The 22,201-nt window shown below is 58.1% G+C and carries 15 protein-coding genes, 1 tRNA gene and 1 pseudogene; 10 read left to right on the top strand and 7 right to left on the bottom strand.

Annotated features, from left to right (window positions below):
- Positions 1 to 324: 324 nt before the first annotated feature.
- The 6 genes and pseudogenes from PSR62_RS15095 to PSR62_RS15120 all read left to right on the top strand — a co-directional run bounded on the left by PSR62_RS15095 (position 325) and on the right by PSR62_RS15120 (position 11,112).
- Entirely contained in the window at positions 325 to 3,771 is a 3,447-nt protein-coding gene (locus PSR62_RS15095) for a PSD1 and planctomycete cytochrome C domain-containing protein (RefSeq protein WP_274403828.1), read from the top strand.
- A 111-nt stretch (positions 3,772 to 3,882) separates the two neighbouring features.
- A pseudogene (locus PSR62_RS15100) lies at positions 3,883 to 5,242 on the top strand (DUF1501 domain-containing protein).
- A 517-nt stretch (positions 5,243 to 5,759) separates the two neighbouring features.
- Complete coding sequence (locus PSR62_RS15105) at positions 5,760 to 7,076, top strand: IS4 family transposase (protein WP_274403829.1); 1,317 nt, start codon at positions 5,760 to 5,762, stop codon at positions 7,074 to 7,076.
- A 719-nt stretch (positions 7,077 to 7,795) separates the two neighbouring features.
- Complete coding sequence (locus PSR62_RS15110; RefSeq protein WP_008671553.1) at positions 7,796 to 8,089, top strand: hypothetical protein; 294 nt, start codon at positions 7,796 to 7,798, stop codon at positions 8,087 to 8,089.
- On the top strand, positions 8,089 to 9,012 hold the full coding sequence (locus tag PSR62_RS15115; protein WP_274408236.1) for an ISAzo13 family transposase: 924 nt from the start codon (positions 8,089 to 8,091) through the stop codon (positions 9,010 to 9,012). The genes PSR62_RS15110 and PSR62_RS15115 overlap by 1 nt, the downstream gene beginning before the upstream one ends.
- A 258-nt stretch (positions 9,013 to 9,270) precedes the next feature.
- Positions 9,271 to 11,112, top strand: coding sequence for an autotransporter family protein (locus tag PSR62_RS15120; protein WP_274403830.1), 1,842 nt, complete (start codon positions 9,271 to 9,273; stop codon positions 11,110 to 11,112).
- On the opposite strand, the gene PSR62_RS15125 is transcribed toward PSR62_RS15120, so the two are convergent.
- Both PSR62_RS15125 and PSR62_RS15130 read right to left on the bottom strand, forming a co-directional pair.
- The gene (locus PSR62_RS15125; protein WP_274403831.1) at positions 11,076 to 11,390 is read right to left on the bottom strand and encodes a hypothetical protein; all 315 of its coding nucleotides are present in this window, start codon (positions 11,388 to 11,390) and stop codon (positions 11,076 to 11,078) included. The genes PSR62_RS15120 and PSR62_RS15125 overlap by 37 nt on opposite strands.
- A gap of 122 nt (positions 11,391 to 11,512) precedes the next feature.
- Positions 11,513 to 11,586, bottom strand: a tRNA-Arg gene (locus PSR62_RS15130).
- A gap of 267 nt (positions 11,587 to 11,853) precedes the next feature.
- Here PSR62_RS15130 and PSR62_RS15135 point away from each other — a divergent pair.
- A complete protein-coding gene (locus PSR62_RS15135; RefSeq protein ID WP_274403832.1) occupies positions 11,854 to 13,908 on the top strand; it encodes a multiheme c-type cytochrome in 2,055 nt (684 codons plus the stop codon).
- An 80-nt stretch (positions 13,909 to 13,988) separates the two neighbouring features.
- A complete protein-coding gene (locus PSR62_RS15140) occupies positions 13,989 to 14,399 on the top strand; it encodes a hypothetical protein (protein WP_274403833.1) in 411 nt (136 codons plus the stop codon).
- A 720-nt stretch (positions 14,400 to 15,119) separates the two neighbouring features.
- Here PSR62_RS15140 and PSR62_RS15145 read toward each other — a convergent pair.
- The 4 genes from PSR62_RS15145 to PSR62_RS15160 all read right to left on the bottom strand — a co-directional run bounded on the left by PSR62_RS15145 (position 15,120) and on the right by PSR62_RS15160 (position 18,867).
- The gene (locus tag PSR62_RS15145; protein WP_274403834.1) at positions 15,120 to 16,454 is read right to left on the bottom strand and encodes a beta-ketoacyl-[acyl-carrier-protein] synthase family protein; all 1,335 of its coding nucleotides are present in this window, start codon (positions 16,452 to 16,454) and stop codon (positions 15,120 to 15,122) included.
- Positions 16,455 to 16,699: 245 nt separating this feature from the next.
- Complete coding sequence (locus tag PSR62_RS15150; protein ID WP_274403835.1) at positions 16,700 to 18,031, bottom strand: hypothetical protein; 1,332 nt, start codon at positions 18,029 to 18,031, stop codon at positions 16,700 to 16,702.
- Positions 18,032 to 18,175: 144 nt separating this feature from the next.
- Positions 18,176 to 18,517, bottom strand: a complete 342-nt coding sequence (locus tag PSR62_RS15155) for a hypothetical protein (protein WP_274403836.1) — start codon at positions 18,515 to 18,517, stop codon at positions 18,176 to 18,178.
- On the bottom strand, positions 18,514 to 18,867 hold the full coding sequence (locus tag PSR62_RS15160; RefSeq protein WP_274403837.1) for a 4a-hydroxytetrahydrobiopterin dehydratase: 354 nt from the start codon (positions 18,865 to 18,867) through the stop codon (positions 18,514 to 18,516). Before PSR62_RS15160 ends, PSR62_RS15155 begins: the two co-directional genes overlap by 4 nt.
- A 90-nt stretch (positions 18,868 to 18,957) precedes the next feature.
- On the opposite strand from PSR62_RS15160, the gene PSR62_RS15165 reads away from it, so the two are divergent.
- A complete protein-coding gene (locus PSR62_RS15165; protein WP_274403839.1) occupies positions 18,958 to 19,647 on the top strand; it encodes an RNA polymerase sigma factor in 690 nt (229 codons plus the stop codon).
- Positions 19,648 to 19,946: 299 nt separating this feature from the next.
- Positions 19,947 to 20,873, top strand: a complete 927-nt coding sequence (locus PSR62_RS15170; protein WP_274403840.1) for a YihY/virulence factor BrkB family protein — start codon at positions 19,947 to 19,949, stop codon at positions 20,871 to 20,873.
- A gap of 42 nt (positions 20,874 to 20,915) precedes the next feature.
- On the opposite strand, the gene PSR62_RS15175 is transcribed toward PSR62_RS15170, so the two are convergent.
- A complete protein-coding gene (locus tag PSR62_RS15175; protein ID WP_274403841.1) occupies positions 20,916 to 22,100 on the bottom strand; it encodes an App1 family protein in 1,185 nt (394 codons plus the stop codon).
- Positions 22,101 to 22,201 lie beyond the last annotated feature (101 nt).

The raw sequence follows: 22,201 nt of genomic DNA on the forward strand, positions 1-22,201 counted from the left end.
CCTGCCAGAAAAACTGCCGATGTCTTTGTGGACGGTCAAGCAGGTAGGCAAGTGTCAACGAGTATGTGAGCCGTTGGCGTTAGCCACGGTTTTCACGCGCAGGCCAGGCGAACGCCCAAACGGCTCACATGGTTGTGCTTGATCATTCCAGCCGACCTGCTTAGCAGAAGACCGGCGAGTTGCGATCAAAACTTCGATCGTGTGCCGGTGGGCAGGGTCAGCTACAATCGTTCCTTGCTGGGTCCCGTCACGCACCTGCGAGTGCGTCCCACCTGCGGGGCCGTTTCATGATGAAAAAATGGGTTTTCAATGACGGTTTCATTGATGTCTTCTCAAAGAGTGCTTTCTGTCTGGATGCACCGAACCGTCCGACACCTGGTGGGTTTGCTTGCCGTGGCGTTGTTTTGCGTTGGTGCGAATGCCGATGGTTTGAATCCAAGTGAGTCGTTCTTTGAAGAAAAGGTTCGACCGCTGCTGATTGAACACTGCCACGAATGTCACGGGGATGCGTTGCAGGAATCCGATCTGCGACTGGATTCGCTGGGGACGATTTTGCAGGGCGGAATCAGTGGGCCCGCTGCAGTCGCCAAGAACGTCAACGAGAGCCTGATCATCGATGCCGTGCTTGGCCGTCGCGGGATGGAGTTGATGCCGCCCGACGGGCCGCTGGAAGAAGATCAAATCGTGACCTTGCGACGCTGGATCAACATGGGGTTGCCGTGGCCAGCAAGTGCTCAAGATTCAGAGAATTCTGATTCCGAAGGAATGACGCCAGCGCTCGGTGACCAACAGGCGATCGGTCGCGTCGCCGAGTCACACTGGGCCTTCCAACCGCTGCAAAAGCCGAAGGTTCCAACCACCTCCAAACCGGCGGGGCAAAAGACGAAACGACCAAGCCAACCAGCCCATCCGATCGACGCTTTCGTCGCAGTGTCGCTTGACCGCAACGGCTTGACGCCAGGAAGAACCGCGTCTCGAGAGGTGATCGTCCGCAGGCTGCACTTCGACCTGATTGGACTGCCTCCCACTTACTCGCAGGTGCAAGCATTTTTCAACGATGAACGCGACACGGACGTGGTGGTGGCGGAATGGATCGAGACTTTGCTGGCCGACCAGCATCACGGCGAACGATGGGCACGCTACTGGCTGGACCTGGCACGGTACGGTGACACTCGCGATTGGCAGGCCCAAGCAGAACTTCGATACCCGTACGCCTACACGTATCGCGACTACGTGATCGAATCGCTGAACGAGGACAAACCTTACGATCAATTTGTTCGCGAACAGATTGCTGCGGACTTTTACGCAGAAGACGCCGATTCACCATCGCTGGCGGCACTGGGTTTCTTGACCGTTGGCCCACGCTTTCGAAACAACCGCCTGGAACAGATCGCGGACAAGATTGATGTGGTCGGACGTGGTTTGATGGGAATCACGGTCAGCTGTGCACGCTGTCACGATCACAAGTACGATCCGATCCCAACGGAAGACTACTACTCGTTGTATGGCGTGTTTGCCAGTTGCGATCTTCCTGAGACGCTGCCTCGGATTGAGACGGAAGTGTCTTTCTCCGATGAAATGAAAGCGGATTTTCAGGCTCAACTGACCGCCAAGCAGAATGAACTGTCTGAGTACAAAGCCGATTTGCGAAAGCAGGCGATCGCAGACCTGAAAATGCAGTTGCCAAAGTACCTGGACGGCTTCTATCTGTTGTCGATCGCTCGTGGAAAAGAAATCCGGGGTGTGATTGGGCAATTGAAGATCAAAGAGACCGCGATGACGCCGCTGAACACGCGTTTGGCGGCTGATCTGAAGAATCGTTCCGATGTTTCGCATTCTGTTCTTGGTCCTTGGAACCAAGCCTTGGGCGCGAACAAGCAACAGTTCGATCAGCAATGGCCACGCTGGATGAAATCCTGGGCGGCGAACGAAGATTTGAATCCGCTCATCCGCGATGGCTTGGTCAAGTCGAACCCCACGACCCAGCGTGAATTGGTTGCCGCTTACGCGGGCGTGATCGACGACGTCCTGAAGGCCTGGGAAGCGATGTCGAAATCGGCTGACGCCAAGAACGATAACCAAGCGATCAAGCTGGCCGATCCAAACCAAGAAGCGATCCGTCAGCTCTTGATGGCCGAGGGCGGTTGGTTTGATCTCGACGAGGAAGCGGTCGCGCGAGCATCTCGCTTGCTTGGCAAAGGACGCAAGGAACTGGGCGATCGCGAAAAGGCAATCGCCGCTGTCGAATCGACTCACCCGGCCGCGCCGCCACGAGCGATGGCGTTGGTCGACGCGAAGAAGCCTGTCACCCCGTTCGTGCTGCTGCGTGGCGAAGCGAACCGTCGTGGTGATCGTGTGCCGCGTCAGTTTCTGTCGTTGCTGTCCAACGTCAGCGATGGCCCATTCACCGATGGCAGCGGACGACGCGAACTTGCCGAAGCGATTACGTCGGCGGAAAACCCATTGACCGCTCGTGTGTTGGTCAACCGCGTTTGGGCACGCTACTTTGGACGCGGCTTGGTGGATTCGTTGGATGACTTCGGATTGCGGAGTTCACCTCCATCGCACCCGGAATTGTTGGACTGGTTGGCCAGCGAATTCATCGAGCAAGGTTGGTCGATGAAGTGGTTGCATCGAACGATCACGACCAGCCACACCTACCAGCAATCTTCTGATCTGCGGGAGGATGCCTTTGCGGTCGATACCCAGAACCGTTGGTTGTGGCGGCAGAATCGAAGACGCCTCGATTTCGAAGCGATGCGGGATTCGATCGTTTCGGTTGCTGGCACCATCGATCTCACCGTCGGTGGTCGCTCGGTCAAGTTGAGCGAAACGCCGTACACGACTCGCCGCAGTTTGTACGCTTACGTTGACCGCCTCGAACTCGATCCGATCTTGCGGACCTTCGATTTCGCGTCGCCGACCGCATCCGCAGCCTCACGGGCGGAAACCACCATTCCACAGCAAGCGTTGTTCTTCATGAATCACCCGTTTGTTGCCGAGCAGTCACGTGAACTGGCCGATCGTATTGCCGACGAAGTCGATGACAACAGGACTGACGCGGCAACGATCACGGCGCTCTACCGACGCGTGTTTTCGCGTGATCCGTCAGCGGATGAAATTACGATGGCCAAGCGGTTCCTGGTCGCAGCAGCGGACACCAACGGACAGGCCCTTGGAGGAGTTTGGCGGTATGGTTGGGGGAACATCGCCAGCACACCCCAACGGGTCGGTGACGCAGCGGACGATTTCATGCCACTTCCGTATTGGTCCGGCAAGGCCTACCAAGCATCGGAAGCATTTCCTGACCCGAAGTTGAAGTTCCTGCGGCTGTCGGCCACCGCGGCTCACTGCGGCGTCAATCCGGCGCACAGCATCATTCGTCGCTGGGTGGCTCCGGCCGATGGTGCGGTGCGAATCGCCAGCAAACTGACGCACGCCCGACCCAATGGCGATGGCATCACGGTGTCGATCCGGAGCGGTGATTTCCGCACGACGGACAAAGTCGCTCGGGGAACGATCAATCCGTCGGTCGCTCGTTTGTCAGTGACGGCAGGCGACGTGATCGATTTTGTTGCCAGCCCAGGAGCCCATTCCAACTCGGATTCTCACACCTGGACGATCACGATTGCGGGCATTGACGGTGAGCTCAGCGGCAATCGTTGGCAGTCGCAAAAAGACTTCGCGCCTCCCGCACCGCAACCGCTCGGTCGTGTCGACCAATTGGCCCAGGCTCTGATGTTGACCAACGAATTCCTTTATCTCGATTGAGTGTCACCTGTGATGTTTGAAAACAATTTCACCGACCGCCGCACGATGCTCCGTCGCAGCGGGATGGGCATGGGAATGTTGGCGCTGGCCGGCGTGCTGCGAGATGGCGGCATGCTGGGTGACGGCATCGGTTCTTCCGGCTCGCTGTTCGCCGCGGAAGCAGCGTCGCCCGAAGGAAACGCCAGCAGTCTGGCGGTCCGGCCGACGCACTTTCCGGGCAAGGCCAAACGGGTGATCCACTTGTTCGCCAATGGTGGCCCCAGCCAGATCGATACGTTCGACCCCAAGCCGATGCTGGCCAAGATGCATGGCAAGACGCTCGACGACGAACTGAAAAACAACCGGCGTTTGGGCGGCGTTGCACATCAATCACCGTTCAAGTTTCAAAAGCACGGCAAGTCGGGGATCGAAATCAGCGAATTGTTTCCCAAGCTGTCCCTGCACGCGGACAAGTTGTGTGTGATTCGTTCGATGGTCACCGATGTCCCCAATCACGAGCCCGGTTTGATGATGATGAACTGTGGTGACATCGTCCGGCCGCGTCCCAGTGTCGGCGCGTGGACCTTGTATGGCATGGGCACCGAAAATCAGAGCTTGCCCGGTTATGTGGTCATGTGCCCGTCCGGTTTGCCAACCGCTGCGACCGCGAACTGGCGGAATGCGTTTTTGCCAGGCATCTTTCAAGGCACGCACGTTGACACCCAGTACACCAACCCGGAGGAATTGGTCGCCAACATCGACAACGATTACTTGGTGCCGTCCCAGCAGAAACGGCAGATGGATTTGATTCAAAATCTGAATCGAATGCACCTAACCGATCGCAGTGACGATGCCCAGTTGTCGGGACGCATCGAGTCGCTCGAGCTTGCGTTCCGGATGCAGGGGGGAAGCACGCGACGCGTTTGACATCACCAGCGAAACCAAAGAAACGCAGGAGATGTATGGCGATTCGCTTCAAGGGCGTCAGATGCTGATCGCTCGGCGGTTGAGCGAACGCGGTGTGCGTTATGTCCAGGTCTATCACGGCGCCGGCCAACCCTGGGATTCACACGCATCGATCGAACGCAACCACCCACGACTGGCCCGTGAATGCGATGGCCCGATTGCAGCACTCCTGCACGATTTGGATCAGCGAGGTTTATTGGACGAAACGCTGGTGATCTGGGGCGGTGAGATGGGACGCACGCCAACGGTTCAATTGCCAGTGTCAGCGAACCCGGGACGCGACCACCATGACAATGGGTTCACGGTCTGGATGGCTGGCGGAGGCGTGAAGGCGGGCACGACGTACGGAACCACCGACGAAGTGGGACTGAGCGTTGCCGAGAACCCCGTGCACGTCCACGATTTGCATGCCACGATTTTGCACTTGCTCGGCTTTGATCACACACGGCTCACGTATCGATATGCGGGACGCGACTTCCGCCTGACCGATGTTCACGGTCACGTCGTCCACGACATCATCAGCTAAGCAGGTTGATGATTCCGTCAGCAGGAACGCGATCACGTCCGGTTGTTATTTTGTAGCCGTCGGCGATGACCCATCGGCTGATCGCGAAATCGGCCAAACGCATTCAATCAACAGCCTGCCAATGGTCTCTTCCACCAAAGGCCGTAGCGAAAGTCGTCAAGACTTTCGTTTTTCCCCGCCCCAACGAAACTCTTGACGAGTTCCGCTACTCGCAAACTGGACCTAAAAAGGGGACGGGGGTCAAAAGCGACGAATCACGCGAATTGACCCCCGTCCCAATAGTGTTCGGCCCGACGTTTGCCGGCCGACGCTGAATTGCTAGCAACGACAATTTGGCTTGTCTTCGCTCGCTGGGCGAGAGTGTCTCGTTCGTGCTTCAAGGGAACTGACGGGCAGTTGCGATGATGTGAAACTTTCAATGGTTTGCATCCGCCAGAGTCGAGATGCGTGAAACCGGATTGGCTCATGCGTCGATGTTGCTTTACTCCTGCGTTGAGCGGGCAATCGTTGGTTCGCCATGCCAACCAAAACCAAGCGACTCAAAAGACGAAAGCTTCCTGATGACCAGGGCGAGCGAACACAGGAATCTCTCGTCAAGCCAAAGATCAAAATCGAAGGCCTCAAATACTTCGCCATGCTCAAGCCTCTGCTCGAGCATCTTCACGAACATGAGTGCCAGCGTGATACCGCTGGCAACCGTACGCTGCACTACGATCAGTATTGCATGCTCGTGTTGCTGTATGTCCTGAACCCCACTGTCTCAAGTTTGCGAGCAATCTCGCAGGCCAGTGAGTTGACGAAAGTACGTGACAAACTGGGCAACGAGAAAGCTTCGCTGGGATCGCTATCCGAAGCCGGTGGGCTGTTCTCTGCAGACCTTCTCAAGCCGATCATTGAGGCCTTGTCTGCTGAAGTCAACGATGCTGCCCCGGACCCGCGACTGAGCAGCATTCAGCAAACGATCACCGCCGTGGATGGCTCACTTGTTAACGCCTTGCCGTCGCTGATTGCCGCATCCATTCTGAAGCAAACAACGGGCTCAGCGCTGGTGCGATGGCGACTACACACACACTTTGAGGTCAATAACCTGCTGCCCGTACGAGTCGACGTGACACCTGACGGCGGTGGAGAACACGACGAGCGGGCCGTGCTCAAACGAGTGCTCGAAGAAGATCGCTTGTACGTGATGGACCGTGGCTATGCCAAGTTCTCGCTCTTCAATTCAATCGTCGCGTCATCGAGTAGCTATGTTTGCCGACTACGTGACAACACGGTTTACGAGACGACTCAAGAACTTGAGTTAACCGAGGGTGACCGTGCTGCGGGGGTGCTCAACGATACGATTGTGAAGCTTGGAGGATCGAGCAGCAGCTCAAATTCCCCTGATCATCCGATCCGGTTGATCCAAATCCGCTGCACGCCTCATCAAAACCGCACAGGCGGAAAGGCGAGAGGTTCCAAGGCACCCAACAGCGATGGGATCCTTCGCATTGCCACCAATCTGCTGAATGTACCTGCTGAAATCATTGCCCTGATCTACTCCTACCGATGGACAATTGAAATCTTCTTTCGGTTCTACAAGCAACTGATGGGCGGCGATCACCTTATCAGCCACAACGTCAATGGGATCCAGATCCAAGTCTATTGTTCGGTGATTGCCTGCTTACTGATCAACCTGTGGACTGGATCTCGCCCCACGAAACGAACGTTTGAAATGATCTGTTTCTACTTTCAAGGCTTAGCCAGTGAAGAGGAGCTGATAGCTCACATCGAAAAGCAAGCTGCTGCAGAAGAGGCAAAGCGTGCCAAAGAGGAGCGTCAAGAAATTTGCTAATCGGCGTTGCGGGAAGTCATTTTGCCTGACTGGTCTCGGCGTAAATGCTGCGCGGTACCAAACACAAAAACGCAACGGCCCTGGGCAAGCCGGATCGCTTCGCTTCCTTCGCAATGAACCCACACTCAACTCGCCAACCATCCGCCAATATTCCAGCCGGCAAACGCCGGGCCGAACACTATTGGGACGGGGGTCAATATCGACGTATCAACGCATTTGACCCCCGTCCCCTTTTTGGCGCACCGTCCCCTTTTTGGCGCACTGGGAGGGGGCAGGCGACGAGCGGCACCGGTGACAGGCCAGCGAAAACGATCTCCAGATTGGCCACCCCCGTTCTGGATTTTTGACCCGGAACCCCCGTCTCGCTTGCCAACGGTCCTTGGCCATCTGGTGGCCTTACACTTTTCAAATCGATGCTGAGGCTGGTAGAAGCCTTCATCGGAACATCAGGTACGCAGGAATGATTGGGTCAAAGTTAGTGAGCCGTTTGGGCGTTAGCCCCGGTTGTGCGTGGAAACCGTGGCTAACGCCAAGCGGCTCACATACCCGATGACACCTGCGTACCTGCTTAGCTGAGAGCACGTGTCAAATCTCATCACTGCTTGAACGCAGTGGACTTTGCCGGTTAAGCAACGCACGATCAATTAGTGTCGGAGATACGGGGCGTATCGGATAGACTGCTGTGAGTTCAATTCGATCCTCACAGAGCGGAGCCACGGATGGCCATCAGTTTACGCGAAGCCGATTCACAGACCGAGCAACGCTTGCGTGATTTTGCAGGAACTTTATCGGAGAAGGATCGCAGGCGATTTGCAGCCATCGAAGCGACACAGCGTGGGCATGGCGGGATCACTTACATCGCCGGTGTGCTTAGGATTTCGACCCGAACGATTGAACGGGGCATCGCGGAACTTGATCACCTGAAGGATGACCCGGCGGCTGGACGCGTACGTCGGCCCGGTGCCGGTCGAAAAAAAAGATCGATTCCGAAACGCCGGAAGAAGCCAACCTGATCGAGTGCCTCGAGTTCCGTACCGCCGGAGACCCCGACGAAGAGGACATCATTTACACCGACTTGTCGCCGCAGGATCTGTCGGAGCGTCTGGCGAAGATGGGAACCCCCGTGGGCAAAGACGCGATCGCTCAGTGGCTCGATGACGCGGGAATCCGTCGACGGCAAATTCGCAAAGACATCCCTGGCGGCGAACATCCCGACCGAGACTGCCAGTTTGAACGCATCGCCGAACTGGTCTCGCAATACGAAACAGCCGGCGAGCCCTGGTTCTCGATCGACACCAAAGCGAAGGAGCATTTGGGGCTTCTGTATCGTAAGGGGCGAGTTCGCGGCAACCGTTCGTTCGAAGCGTTTGATCATGACTTTCCTTCCTGGGCCGATGGCGCTTTGATCCCACACGGGATCTTTGACCCGAAGGCCAATTTGGGGCATATCAACCTGGGACTGTCCCGCGACACAAGCGAATTTGCCTGTGAGTCGTTCAGGCGTTTTTGGAACAAGTTCGGCCACCGACGTTATCCGGACGCGACGTCGATTCTGCTGACTTGTGACGGGGGCGGCAGCAATTCAGCGAGCAAGTACATCTTCAAATACGACCTGGAGCGACTGAGTGATGCGATCGGTTTGCCGATTCGCATTGCTCACTATCCACCGTACTGTTCGAAGTACAACCAGATCGAGCGCCGCTTCTTTCCGCACATCGGACGGGCGTGCAGTGGAATGCTGTTTGATTGTCTCGACACGGCCGTGTCGCTGATGCGCGGGGCGAAGACGAGAACTGGACTGCGAACGACCGTCGCTGTCATCAAACGCGTCTTTGAAACCGGAAGGACTGCCACCCAAGATATGAAAGACAACCTAACAATCGTCTACGATGATCTTCTGCCAAAGTGGAACTACGTCGCAAATCCCAGAACGTGACAGTTATTCACCGTGCGTTGCTAAGCGGTTTCAACCGCCGGTAAGGGTTGTCACGATGCAGACGCTGGCACCAATCGAAATCAACACAACGATGATTCAGGGGGTTGCGTGACACCGCCGATGGAAGCGAAGTCGTTTCAAATGGATTGAACGGTTTAAGCTGACACTCGCAGGCGGTAGATCACCATGCTTCCAGGAACTTTCAGACTCACTGGCACGCGATTTCTCTGTCGTGCGTTGGTAGCTTGTGGCGTACTTATGCTTTCGTCTGATGCCGACTCGGCAGATATCGTCGTAGATAACACGAACGATTCTGGTGCGGGCTCCCTGAGAGAAGCAATCGGAACCGCTGCTTCGGGTGACCGGATCGTCTTTGATATTCCCGGTGGCGGTACCATCACGCTGGGGAGTGATCTACCGACGATCACGGATACCGTCATATTCGCAAACGACAACGTCGCAGCAGTCACCATCGATCGGGTCGGGTTTGGCCCAATCAGCTTCACCGGTGGAACGATCGACTTGGGAGAGTTGAACCTGACTGGCGTTGCTGGGCCGGACGTCACATTGGCACCGGCGACAACCCTGATTGGCGACGCCGATCAAATCACCGGCGATGTGACAGCTTCTGGAGTCATTGCACCGGGAGCCGACAGCAACACTGGAACCGTCGGCACTCTGTTCATCACCGGTGATCTCGATGCGACTGACTCAACGATCCAGGTCGACATTCTTGGTGACGTGCCGAGCAACGATCTGATTGACGTAGCGGGCGACGTGACAGTGACTGACGCAACGCTGATCCCAACTTTCGCAGGGGCAGACTATTCAGTGGGAGACACATTCTCCGTGATCGAGGCGACTGGAACCGTCACGCCAGCCTTTGCCAACGCTGCCGAAGTCTTTGAGCTTTCCTCCAACCCGTTTCTGGAAGCGACGATCAACACTCTGCCATCCAGTGTCGAATTGGAAGTCCGGGACAACGGTGCAACCTTCGTGAGTGTCTTGGAAGGTTGCAATCAACTCGCGGCAGCGGCGGAACTAGATCGCCTTCGCCTCGGACCTCCCGCCACAGCCGGGCAACTCGCCGCCATCACCAATCTACGAGATGGCTCGGCAACTGACGTGAGCAATGCGGTCAACCAATTATCGGGAACGATCTACACGTCGCTGGTGGATGGTCAAATTCAACAAATCCAAAACAACATCCATGGCTTCCGAGATCGAATCGTATTTCACAGCGATTCGGCGAATGAAGTAGGACGCTGGTCACCTTGGGCGAGAGCCTACGGAAGCAGCATGAGCGTCGATGCAGACGAGTGCCTGACACTGGGATATCGACAGGAATCTGCCGGTGTTGATCTGGGAACGGGCCGGATGTGGGCTTCTGGCATTGGAGTTCACGGATTCGCTCGGCTGGGATCGACAGACACTCAGCTTCGGGGCGTCAATCAAAACGCTGACACTGATTCCTATCGCTTTGGCGGATCGGTTCAGTACTTTGGCGAGGTGATCTATTTGGTTGGTGCAGGTGGGTTTGGGTTTCAAGACTACTCCGCAGAGCGATCCCTCAGCGAATTCGGAGCGGGTGAGTCAGCCAGCAGCCAATTCGATGGCTCTGATCAGTTCGTCTATGTCGAGGCTGGAACCGCGTTGACAGGAGTGGATTCCGTGTTGCTCTCGTTCGTGTCACTTCAAGGTATCCGCGTCGAAACGGATTCAATGACGGAGACTGGGGCCTCCGAGTTTGGGCTGTCCGTGAACGGAATGGACGAAGACTCCGTTCGCAGCATGGTTGGACTGTCGCTATCCAAATCGGACATGACTGGCATTGGAATGGCGACCACACAAATTCGCGGTGGATGGCCACATGAGTTCGGTGACACAACGCGAGTGGCTGCGAATCGTCTCGCTGATGCAGTCGGCCCCGGAGACTTCAGTGTTCAAAGTGCTGATACGGGCCGAGATTGGTTGTCTCTCGGTGGGCAGGTGGATTGGGCAATTCTCTTTGGCGGTCAACTGACACTGGCCTACCAAGGCAATCTCAACGATCGCTCAGCGTTTCAAAGTGGCTTGGTCGGAGCTCGTTGGATTTGGTAGCTGGCGATCGCGGGGTACTCTGGCCCAAGGCGTGGTTCTCGGCTAACGAGGTATGCCGGGTGCTCGGGGACGTGAGCTTCCGTTGTTTCGCTTCGAGGTTCTGCGTTGATGTACTCGTGATAGCGATTGAGGGCAGCTTCCGCTTGGGGGCCATCAGGGCCGTCCCAGCGAGAGAAGTAGACCGTCTTGCCCCGAATCTTATTGGCCCAATGACCCCGGTCGTGAGCCAATAGCGGGAAGCCAGCGTATGGCTTCTCCGGCTTAAGATGCCTGGCCATTGGACGCCTCCATTTCAGGAGGTACACCATCAGTACACCCGTTGAGGTGTACCGAGCCAAAAAAGGTACACCAGCCAAAAAGATGGCAACCGTTTGACTGCGGGAAAAACGGCGTTTTAGAGTACACCCGGAGGGATTCGAACCCCCAACCCTCGGTTCCGAAGACCGATGCTCTATCCAATTGAGCTACGGATGCGCTGGAAAGATGGCGGGCGGCCAATCGGAACTGGCTGCCACGACGTGCGACAGTATGCCGAGATTTGTCGGCGGTGGCAAGCCGGACAAATCGACTTTCATTTGCTATCTTCTCGGGCTTGGTGAGTCGGGCTCGCCCACGTTCTCTGGGCGTCGCATTTTGTTGCCAGCGGCATTGGTGATCGCTGGGGTTTTGGCTCGCCCAGGTTGGGTTGTTCCATGCGTGGGACTTTTTCACGTGGTTTTGTTGGGGATGAATGTGAGTCGATTGAATCGCGGTTGCCTGCGTGTTGGGGCTTGGGGTTTCGTTGCGTTGGCGACGGTCGCAGTGCATGCGCCATCGGTCGAGGCGGCGGGGACGAGCAAGTACGCGCACAGCGACAGTGACAAACGGTTCTTGCACCACATCGATCTCTACGACCGGAACAATCGCAAGATCTCGCCGGAGTCGAAGGAGCCCTACTCGGTCGAGAAAACCTGTGGTCGCTGCCACGACTTCGAGACGATCGCTCATGGTTGGCACTTCAATGCCTTCGCCAGCGAAGTGGAACGCCAGCAACAGAAACAAAACGCCCGTGGCGTCGCCGATGATGTGGCCGCTGACTCGGAGGGGGCTGCTGCTGCGGACGCGAGCGAGCCGGGGGATTCCACGGAGTCAACGACTGATCACGTGAGCTCGGATGGGCGTCCTGGTGAACCCTGGATTTGGACGGACGCTCGGACGGGAACGCAGTTGCCGCTTTCCTATCGCGATTGGGCGGGCCGATTCAGTCCCAGTGAGATCGGAATTTCGACGCATGAAATGACGCAGACGTTTGGCGCTCGGATTCCCGGTGGTGGCGTGGCCGCGGATGGGGATCCGAAAGCCAAGGCAACCGACGGGAAGGAAGCGGAGCCGACTCGTTGGCCGCTGACCGGATCGCTGGAGATTGACTGCATGGCCTGTCATGCCAAGTCCGGCGCGTATGACTTCGAGCGACGACGCGAAACGATCGAGGCCGAAAACTTTGCTTGGGCACCCACCGCTGCCTTGCGGATCGGTGAGGTGACGGGATCGGTGTCCCGCATGAAAGCCGGCGTCGATCTGGAAGACGAGAAGGTGCAAGCCAAACTTCCCAAGGTCCAGTACGATGAGCGCCGATTTGGGATCGACGGGACGGTGTTCTTTGACTTGGTTCGCAAGCCAGAGAACAACTCGTGTTATCAATGCCACAGCCAGCGAACGGTTTCCGACGCTGGGATCGACGCTCGCTGGAATCATGATCAAGACGTTCACTTGCGGGCTGGGATGAGCTGTGTCGATTGCCACCGCAACGGCATCGACCACCAAACCGTTCGTGGATTCGAAGGGGAACAGCATCCTGCCGGCATCGCCGCGACCACGCTGAGTTGCCGCGGGTGTCATTTGGGAGTGGCGGGTGAGCACGGCGAAGAGGGCGACCCACTGTCGCTGGCGGAGGTCGCGTTCCGGGCTGGCCGCCTGGGATCGCCGTTTCCCAAGCACGAGGGTTTGCCGCCGGTTCACTTTGAGAAGCTGAGCTGCACGGCGTGCCACAGTGGTCCGATCCCAGGCGAAACCGCGGCGGGGTTGATGACTTCGCTGGCTCACGGATTGGGCGAAAAAGGGCATCGCAGCGGTTCGGAGCTGCCATCGATTCAAGGGCCCGTGTTCGCCAAGGCCGTTGACACGGGATTGGTCACGCCGCACCGAGCGATGTGGCCTGCGTACTGGGGGAAGTTGGTCGATGGAAAGGTGACGCCGCTTCCGCCAGAGGAGGTTTACACCAACACGCGTCGGGCGCTTCGAGTTCGCAAGGACTTCATCGCGGAGTTGTCCGAGGAAGGCCGCGAAGTCTTTGACGAGAAAGTAGCGGAGGCATTGGCGGCGATCGAGAAAACGATGGACGTCGAGCAAGCGGTGTACGTGTCGACCGGATTGGTTTTCGCTCGCGGCGACGAGGAGGGTTCGCTCACCGAGGTCACGGTGGAAAACTCAGACGCGGTGGAGATGGTTCAGTGGCCGATGGCTCACAACGTTCGACCGGCGGGTTGGGCATTGGGCGCGACCGGTTGCCTGGAGTGTCACTCGGACGATGGGTTGGTGTTCACATCCGCGGTGACACCCAAGGGGCCTGCTCCGGTGACGGCGGAGCCGATTCGCATGGCCAGCATTCAGGGATTGGATGAGGCGACGCGGTTGGAATGGAATCAATTGTTTGGCGGGCGATCGATGTTCAAGGTTCTGACGGCGGCTTCGCTGATCGTGTTGGTGCTGGCGATCTTGGGGAGCTGGATTCCGGTGATTCGCTCACGCACGGAATAGGTGCTGGGAGCGGGTGGTGGTTGTTGTTTTGATTTGATTTGATTTGAAATTTGCTTGGTCGAAATCCGGAGTCGTTTGCTTTGTTGTCTCTCATTCGAAACGTGTCGCTGCTGGTGTTGGTGATTGCCACGGGAGCGTTGGTGGCGACCGCCTTGCCCACTTTTTGGGGCGAGCACTTGAGTGGCTCGATGTTGCGGTTCCACATGATGGCCAGCGGTGCGGTCGTGGTGTTGTTGCCTGTTTACGCAATCACGCGATTGTTGTTGCGACGACAACCAGAGTCCGAGTCCGCTTGGGAAATGGGAGCGTTTCGGACGCTGTTGATCTTCGGCGTGGCAACCATCGCGACGATGTTCGCTTGCATGTTGCCGATCGCCTCGACCGATGTGATGCACGATTTGGTTGAACTGCATGGCTGGGCGGGGTTTGCGATGGCGGCCGCGATCGCGTTGGTCGTTTACACGACGTTCTGCCGTGGGAAGGCGGCGTAGTCGAATTGGGCGATCTGGGGTGATGCGCGGGGGTTGCGCTCGGCCCTCCCCTCGCTTCGCTCGACCCTCCCAGGGGGAGGGTGAATGATAAGTGCCGTGATCGTTTGGACTTGCGGACCCCGTTTGCGCAGCGGTGGAGGCGGCAAGGGAGCGTGCAGTGAGATTTCCGGGGAAGGGTGAGGCGCGCCGCTTCGTGAGTTCGGGCGTTCACCTGAACGGCTTCAGGGCTTGAGGGACGAGCGCGAGCACGAAAGCTAGAAAACGCGATTCGGGGGCAGGTCGACGACGGCCCCTCCGGGGCGAGGTCGTGACGTTCGCCAGCGGTCTCGGGGCTTCCGCCCCGAGCTAACAAAGACGGCCCCGTCCGGGGCGAGTTTGTATGCCTGGCTCCGGAGGAGCCTGCGTGGGACGAGTTTGTATACGTGGCTCGGGAGGAGCCTGCATGGGGCGAGTTTGTATGCGTGGCTCCGGAGGAGCCCGTGTGGGGCGTTCGGGGTGGAGGCCCGATTGGAGATTCACCCTCCCTCTGGGAGGGTCGAGCGAAGCGAGGGGAGGGTTGTGCGTTGGATTCCATGCTCAGCCTTCCCGGGCCGGCCCGTTCGGATAAAGGAGCAAGGCGAGTGCCGATCGGTGGGAGCCGCGAGGCACCGGGCGAAGGCACTGAATCAAGATCACGGGTCGAACACGCCTGAGCAGGTTGGCTGAGCCTTGCGGCACATCTCAGCGAGGTTTTGAGATCCAGACCGCGGAGGTTTGTCCCTGCGGCGTGATGTTGAGGTTGATGAAGCTGGTCCCGGCGGGTTGGTCGTTGGACGTGACCGCTGCGATCAGGCAGTTGGGGTCCAGTTCGTTCAGGTTGCGGATTGGGAACAGTTCGCTGCCCAGGCTTTGCAGGCTGGCGATCATTTCGACCATCCCGCTGCCGGCACCGATGTTGCCGAGATGGCCTTTGGCGGTGGTGACCGGCGGTTGGTCGCCGGGGAACCCGAACACGTCGGCGATCGCACCTGCTTCGCAAGCATCGGTGTTCACGTCGGAGAGTCCGTGAGCGTGGATGTGTCCGACGTCGACTTTGCCTTCGGCGGGGGCGAAACCGTTTTGGCGGCCGGCTTGCAGGACTCCGCGAAGCACGTTGGCAAATCCCTTTCGCATCGGTTGGTCGCCCGCGGCGGGACCCACGGCGCTGGAGCTGCAAGCGATGACTTCGCCGTAGATGGTCGCACCGCGTTTTTCAGCGTGCTCCAACGATTCACACAGGAATGCGCCGGCACCTTCGCCAACGACGCTGCCGTCACGGCTGGTGTCAAACGGACGTGACATGCGGCTGGGGTCTTCTGTGTCCGCGGCCAATTTTTCTTGCATGGACGCGTGCAGCGTTCGCAGTGTGTGAACGCGAGATCCGGTGGCGCCCACGACCAAGGCGTCGGCGTGGCCACGTGAGATGGTGGAGACGGCTTCGGACAACGCCGCACCGGCGGACGCTTCGCGAAGGGTAATCGAGTTGTTGGGGCCGCGAAGGTCGTTGTAGATCGCGATGTGCGAAGCGGGCATGTTGGGCAGGTACTTCAGCAACCACAGCGGGTTGACTTTGGGCAGACCCAGGTCGCCCCACTTGGTGAAGTCGAATTCGCCATCGGTCGTGCAGGCCGCGATTCCTTCGGCGTATTCTTCCGGCAAGGACATGATGTAGTCGCAGCCGTAGACGACACCCGTGCGATCGCGATCAAAGTCGTCGGGGTTGTGGCCGCCGTGATGCAGTGCCAGTTGGGCTGCCGCGACGCCCATTTCGATTTCGCGGCACATGACCTTGCTGCCTTTGCGAATCGTTCGTTGGAGCGTTTTTTCCAGCGGCCCGTAGTCGCTGATGTGGCCGGTGAAGGCGCTGGCTTCGGCACCGTTGCTGATGGGCAAGGCGTCGGTTGGGATTTGGGTGAACGGAGCAATGCCGCTCTGGCCTTCCCGCAAGCCGTTGAGGAGGTCTTCGGGAGTGTTACCGAGCGGGCTGATCACGCCGATGCCGGTGATCACGACGCGTTGGGCGGAGGTAGCTGGCATGGACGATGGCTAACTGGATTGGTTCGTATCCAGTCACGTCAGACCGGATGGAAACGAAGCAGGAAAGGTGGACTTGGAGGGTCGGCGAAGATAGCAAATCCGCTCCCGAAGCGGGAGCCGGACTGTGACCGGGAACGTCAGAGCCCACTGCGGACCCACAAAAGGCGGGTGAGAGTGGGCTGATGATGTGGGCGTTTCCCCGGCCGAGGGGTGTCGAGATCGATGGGGACGTGATCCACAGCGAATCAATAGCGGCCGCGATTGGGGGCTGAAACGCGAGATCCGATTTGTGGGACCAGGGGGGTGGTGGTCAGGTTGTCGGAGGCACGCCCGCGAAATTCAACGAACATCAGGGCATCGGCGCGGCCGGCGGTGGTGCCTGTGATCGAGCTGAGGTTGAACAGTGGCACGCTGGATTGCGGACGCTCGGGGCTGGCCACCACGCCGCAGGACAGCAACAGGACCATGTCCGACGGCCAACGGAAGCGTTCGTGCAAACGCCAGCTGACCAGTTGAGGGACTTCGATTTTCGTCCGGTGGACTTGGTTGTTGGGAAGCGGCAGGTCGAGTTCAACCGGCACGAACTTGTCGACTTGATCGATGTTGGCGTTGATCACGCAGTCCAGCGTGCGTCCGTCGACGCTGAGCAGCGGGCTGACTTCGATTTGAAATCCTTCTTGGATCTCGCCCGTTTCAGGTTCGTACGGTGGCCAGTTGGCTGGCGATGGTTTGACGTTCAGGACGTAGTTGCGTCCCCGGGTGCTGGCCAGTTTTTCGGTTTGACCGTTGTTGGTGATCAGGTCCACGGCTTGGACTTCGCGGACATCCGTTCGAGAGCGAAGCATGTTCATGACCAAGGCAGCGTTTTCCTTCGTCAGCAACCAGGCTTGCAGGCCGGGGGATTGCACATTGACGTGCTGCATCAGCATGTGAGCGTTGCTGCGCCAGTTGGGGTTGCCAACCGTCATCAGTCGCAGGTTCATGACTTGCGGTTCTTTGTCGCCAGCGACGAAACGCTCGACGATCCCACCGATGACTTGGTGCATCTCATTGGTGTGGTAGACGTTCAGTTGGTCTCGGTCGGCACTCATGAAACCAAACGGTTCGGTGTGCCAAACGTCGGTCCCGGTTTCGCGAACGATCCAGTCAACGACGGCTTGGTGAGGCCGATCGTGTTTGGTCAGGTAGCCGGTGTAGGGGCTGAGGTCGTAAACCCGGTGTTCTTGGCCGGCTTCGCGAGGCAGTTGGCCGCCTTGGGAAAGCTGTCCACCGGAAGCACCCGCCGGCAACGCATTGCGATTGGCGGTTGTTGGGGGCGGGGTTTGCAAGCTAGGAGGTGTGTTGGCTGCGGTCGGCCCAGCGGCTCGCGGCGTGAAGCCTTGCGGAGCAGCCTGTGCTTCGGAGGTCGAAGGTCCTCGAGCCACTGAATTAGACGGGAGAGCGAAACCACCTTGAGCGTGAGCGTGGTCGCTGAGCGCGGCGGAGCCGACGGCGAACAGGCAGGCTGAGGCGAGTCCGCGAACAATTCGCGAGCGAACGTAGAAAGGGAGAATTCCCGGGAGGGTTGCTTGAGCCATGGCGGGTCGCAATTGAAAAGACGGGCATTGTTCGTGTGCGGCCCATGGGACCGCTTGCGAACATGCCTATACTGCATCGGCGAGGTCGGCAACAAGTCCGAAAGAATTGCGTGCGGGGCAGGAAAAGACGTGCGGCAGATGGATTCAGCCCTCGAACACCGCCTCTTTGATGTTCCGCACAAGGGCTTGCCGAGTCAGCGAAATCGCTCGAATGGAGTCCACTTGGACGCCCAGTTGTTGCCCGAGCTTGATCGCCAAGTCGACGTCGCGAACCCCGTGGTATTGGTTGACGACGCGACGCCCGGATTCGGGACCGGGGACGGAGATCGTTTGATCGCGAAAGCGGTAGCTGGTTTCAAAGGCATCGGCCAGCTCGTCGATCCACGCTTGGGGGACCCGTCGGAGTTGGCAGTGCGCGACGCTCCAAAGATCGTCGCCGTTGCATTCGTCCAACAACGCCAGGGCCCGGTCGTAGGAGACCATCATGAGAGGATCTGGTCGATGCGAGCTGCCATGACGAAGTCGTTTTCGCTGAGCCCACCGATGGCGTGTGTGGTCAGGGCCACACGCAGGTGGCGATACCTGGTCAAGTGCAGGTCCGGGTGGTGTTGTTCGGATTCGGCCAGTTCCGCGATGGCGTTGAGATGTCGCACGGCGGTCCGAAAGTCACCGGTGTTAAGTTGGCGGGTGATTTGCAGACCGTCCTCTTCGAGCGACCAGTCAGGCAGGTCGGTCAGGTATCGCCGAGCGGCTTCAGCGGGAACGCGATCGATCCCGCCCTCGCAGGGAACGCAGTGACGATCTTTCCAGTCGGGGGCGGAGGTGGATTCTTTCATGGGGCTGATTTTACATTTCAAGGAATGTGTTTCGTAGGTGCAAAAGTTGGGTTGATCGACGCATTTACGAATTGCCGTTAACCTGTGGTCATGAATGCACCTGCTGATTCTCCGTCCGCCGACAACGATCCCGACCGCGAAGAGGAAATTCGCCTGATCGGTTCGATTCGGGAGGGAGACCAGCAGGCCTGGCAACAATTGATTGATCGGTATGAAGGACGGCTGTTGGCGTTTGCGCGCCGGCGTCTGGGGGATCAGGCGGCCAGCGAAGATGTGGTTCAAGAGACGTTTGTTGGGTTTTTGGTTTCCCTGCCCAACTACGATTCGCGGCGAAAGCTGGAGAGCTATCTGTTCTCGATCTGCAGTTACAAGTTGACGGATCACTTGCGGCAGAGCGGTCGCCGCCCAGAGTTGCCGTTGTTGGGCCGAGGCAGTTCGTCGGGTTCGGGCAGCGGTGACAACGTGGAAGCCAGCGGAGTTCGATTGCCGAGTTCGATTTGTCGAAGCGCGGAGCGTCGCGAACTGGAACAGCACCTGGTGACCGAAGTGGTCCAGGAACAAATTGCGAATTGGCAATCGCGTGGGAACTTCGAAAAGCTCAAAGCGATTGAGCTGTTGTTTGTGCTGGGACGAGGCAATCGCGAAGTGGCCGAGCAACTGCATTTGACGCAGCAACAGGTGGCGAATTTGAAAAGCGATTTTCTGACTCGGATCGCGGCCGTCATCAAGCGAAAAGATTTGGACCTGGATGTGTTTCCAGAGCTCCGCGAAAACGCTTGAGAGTCGGTACGGATCGGCAACCGATTCGTCTCAGCAGGCACGCAGGAATGATTGGGCACAACCATGTGAGCCGTTTGGGCGTTAGCCTGGCCTGCGCGTGAAAACCGTGGCTAACGCCAACGGCTCACATACCCGATGACACCTGCGTACCTGCGTTAGCCTGGCCTGCGCGTGAAAACCGTGGCTAACGCCAAGCGGCTCCCATCCCCGATGACACCTGCTTAGCAGCCAATCGGCACATCGATTGCTCATGAAGGGAAAGCACGCATTCGTGTTCCTTTCAATCAAGTGGTGGAGTTGTGGGTTTTCTCAAGCAGACGTTTTCGGAATTTTCAAAGGATCGCTGCAGCACGTTGGCAGCGGCTTTGGCGTACTACACCGCGTTTGCTCTGCCACCGCTGTTGTATTTGATGTTGACCGTGCTGACGTTTGGTCTGTCGGTGATGTACGACAGCGAGCAAGCGACCGACAAGGCGCAAGGGATTTTGCAATCGCAAGCGTCGCAGATGATCGGTAATCCGGCAGCGGTGGACCAAATTGAAACGATCATGAACAACCACGAGCAAGCCTCAGGGAAGTGGTGGAAAACGCTGCTGAGTTTCGCCGGGATTTTGGTGGGGGCAACGGGAGTTGTCTCGGCATTGCAGGGGGCGCTGAACCAGGTTTGGGAGGTGAAGCCGGATCCGGAAAACAGTGGCATCAAGGACATGCTCGCCAAGCGGTTCTTGTCGTTTGGAATGATCCTGGGACTCGGTTTTCTGATGCTGGTTTCGCTGGTTGTGTCCTCCGTGTTGACTGCCTTGGGAGATCAGGTGGGGGGCTGGATCGGGATGTCGGAAACGGTGGCGCAGCTCGCGAATTTCGGAGTGCAGGCGGTGGTGGTGTTTGTGATCTTTGCATCGATTTTCAAATTCATGCCGGACGCGGTCGCGAAGTGGCGTGATGTGGCGGTTGGCGCAGCACTGACAACGATTCTGTTTTTGATCGGGCGATACGCGATGCAGCTGTATTTCTCGATGAGTGAACCGGGGGCTCAGCTCGGCGCTGCGGCCGCGTCACTGGCCGTGTTGTTGGTTTGGGTTTACTACACCGCGATGATTGTGTTGCTGGGGGCAGAGGCCACTCAGGTGTACGCGGTTCGCTACGGGGACGGCATCCAACCCGAACCCAAAGCGGTTCGCGTGGTGGAGCAAATCAAACGAGAGGGCGATCGCAGCTCGGCGTGATCGAAAGTTAGGTTCTGATCGCAACCGCATGGTGGCAAGCGATCAAACCAGTCCAGCGTCACGATTCTGATCTCGTTGTGTCGCTGCTGCGATAGCAGGCAAGGACGCCTTGGGTAGCAGGCCCAGGCGTTCCGCGATGACGCTGACCTCGATGCTGTCCTTGACCAAGTGCATCGGGACGCCTGCTGCCAAGCTTTGCCTGGTGAAACGATCGACCTTTTGATCGTGATCGCTGAGTGCATCTGGATCGATGTCTCGAATGAAAATCGCTCGGATGCGGTCGCCAAACTCTTCGGCCGCGGTCGCGTACAGACGCGCGTCCTCTTGACCAGAATCCCCTACCAGCACGAATGGAAGTTCAGGGAAAGCGTTCATCAGGGAACGCGTTTGTTCGAGCTTGCGATCATGACCTTGCTTGATGAATTTGTGCTGATCGATACCGAGGTCACGCAGAAACAGAGGGCCTTTGGGGATCGCGTTGCTCTGGAGGAAGTCTTCCAGCAGATCGGACAGGTTCCATGGCGACGATGAAACGTAAAAGATCGGATTCACAGCTGGCCCGAAACGGTGCCCGTCATGTTGCATCCATTCATAGAGCGAGGCAACGCCTTCCAGTGGAGCCCGGGTTCGCGCGTTGCCGAAGAAGGTCAGCTTGGCCATTGTGGCAATGTCGGTGACACCGGTTCGAAGAATGGTGTCATCAACATCGCTGACGATGGCGTACTTTGCATGACTAGGAGTTTGAAGGACGTCGCAGGTGGTGAGTGAGTCAAACGGTGTGATGCGTTCGTCATCCACAATCGCGAGATGGGCCAGCGACCAAAATTCAGACTCGGTCTTGCTGCGATTCCGTGGCAGATCGAGTTGGAAGTAGCCTTCCGCGTCGCTGGTGGTGCGACCGCTGGAGCCTGCGAAAGAACCTTCCAGGGTGACGCCGGGAATTTCGTCGCTCGCAAATCGACGCCAGGAATGCCCCAGGTTTTGCCACCATCGATCGTTGTGGAAATCAGGGTCCAAGGGCGGGTTGGCGAGAACTCGCCCGCGAAGATGAATGGTGTCGGCGGTCGCGAACCCGGTGTAAGCCTGGATCTGAGGCGTGACGCCTGGTCCCCAACGCTGGCGGATTCGCCGGATGGCCGCGTCCGCCACCTCGTCTGCCGTCCCCGCGGTGCGGGTGAGCCAGTTGCGAAGAGAGTTGGGAACCGGTGGGGGAGCAGATTGGGGCATGGATGACAGGGAGTGAACGGGAACGTGAAAGCTCTTAACCAGTTCGGCAGGAGTCTTTCAACATTGGGAATGTTTGGGGGAGCGTCGTTGCTCCTACGTAC

Origin of the sequence: Rhodopirellula sp. P2, from assembly GCF_028768465.1 — a bacterium.
Taxonomy (GTDB): Bacteria; Planctomycetota; Planctomycetia; order Pirellulales; family Pirellulaceae; genus Rhodopirellula.

What these genes read in the sequence shown, in the direction of transcription:
- PSR62_RS15110 (WP_008671553.1), top strand. Translation starts at nt 7,796, where the DNA reads ATGGCCATCAGTTTACGCGAAGCCGATTCACAGACCGAGCAACGCTTG.
- PSR62_RS15125 (WP_274403831.1), bottom strand. Translation starts at nt 11,390, where the DNA reads ATGGCCAGGCATCTTAAGCCGGAGAAGCCATACGCTGGCTTCCCGCTA.
- PSR62_RS15095 (WP_274403828.1), top strand. Translation starts at nt 325, where the DNA reads ATGTCTTCTCAAAGAGTGCTTTCTGTCTGGATGCACCGAACCGTCCGA.
- PSR62_RS15150 (WP_274403835.1), bottom strand. Translation starts at nt 18,031, where the DNA reads ATGGCTCAAGCAACCCTCCCGGGAATTCTCCCTTTCTACGTTCGCTCG.
- PSR62_RS15145 (WP_274403834.1), bottom strand. Translation starts at nt 16,454, where the DNA reads ATGCCAGCTACCTCCGCCCAACGCGTCGTGATCACCGGCATCGGCGTG.
- PSR62_RS15155 (WP_274403836.1), bottom strand. Translation starts at nt 18,517, where the DNA reads ATGATGGTCTCCTACGACCGGGCCCTGGCGTTGTTGGACGAATGCAAC.
- PSR62_RS15165 (WP_274403839.1), top strand. Translation starts at nt 18,958, where the DNA reads ATGAATGCACCTGCTGATTCTCCGTCCGCCGACAACGATCCCGACCGC.
- PSR62_RS15160 (WP_274403837.1), bottom strand. Translation starts at nt 18,867, where the DNA reads ATGAAAGAATCCACCTCCGCCCCCGACTGGAAAGATCGTCACTGCGTT.
- PSR62_RS15120 (WP_274403830.1), top strand. Translation starts at nt 9,271, where the DNA reads ATGCTTTCGTCTGATGCCGACTCGGCAGATATCGTCGTAGATAACACG.
- PSR62_RS15105 (WP_274403829.1), top strand. Translation starts at nt 5,760, where the DNA reads ATGCCAACCAAAACCAAGCGACTCAAAAGACGAAAGCTTCCTGATGAC.
- PSR62_RS15175 (WP_274403841.1), bottom strand. Translation starts at nt 22,100, where the DNA reads ATGCCCCAATCTGCTCCCCCACCGGTTCCCAACTCTCTTCGCAACTGG.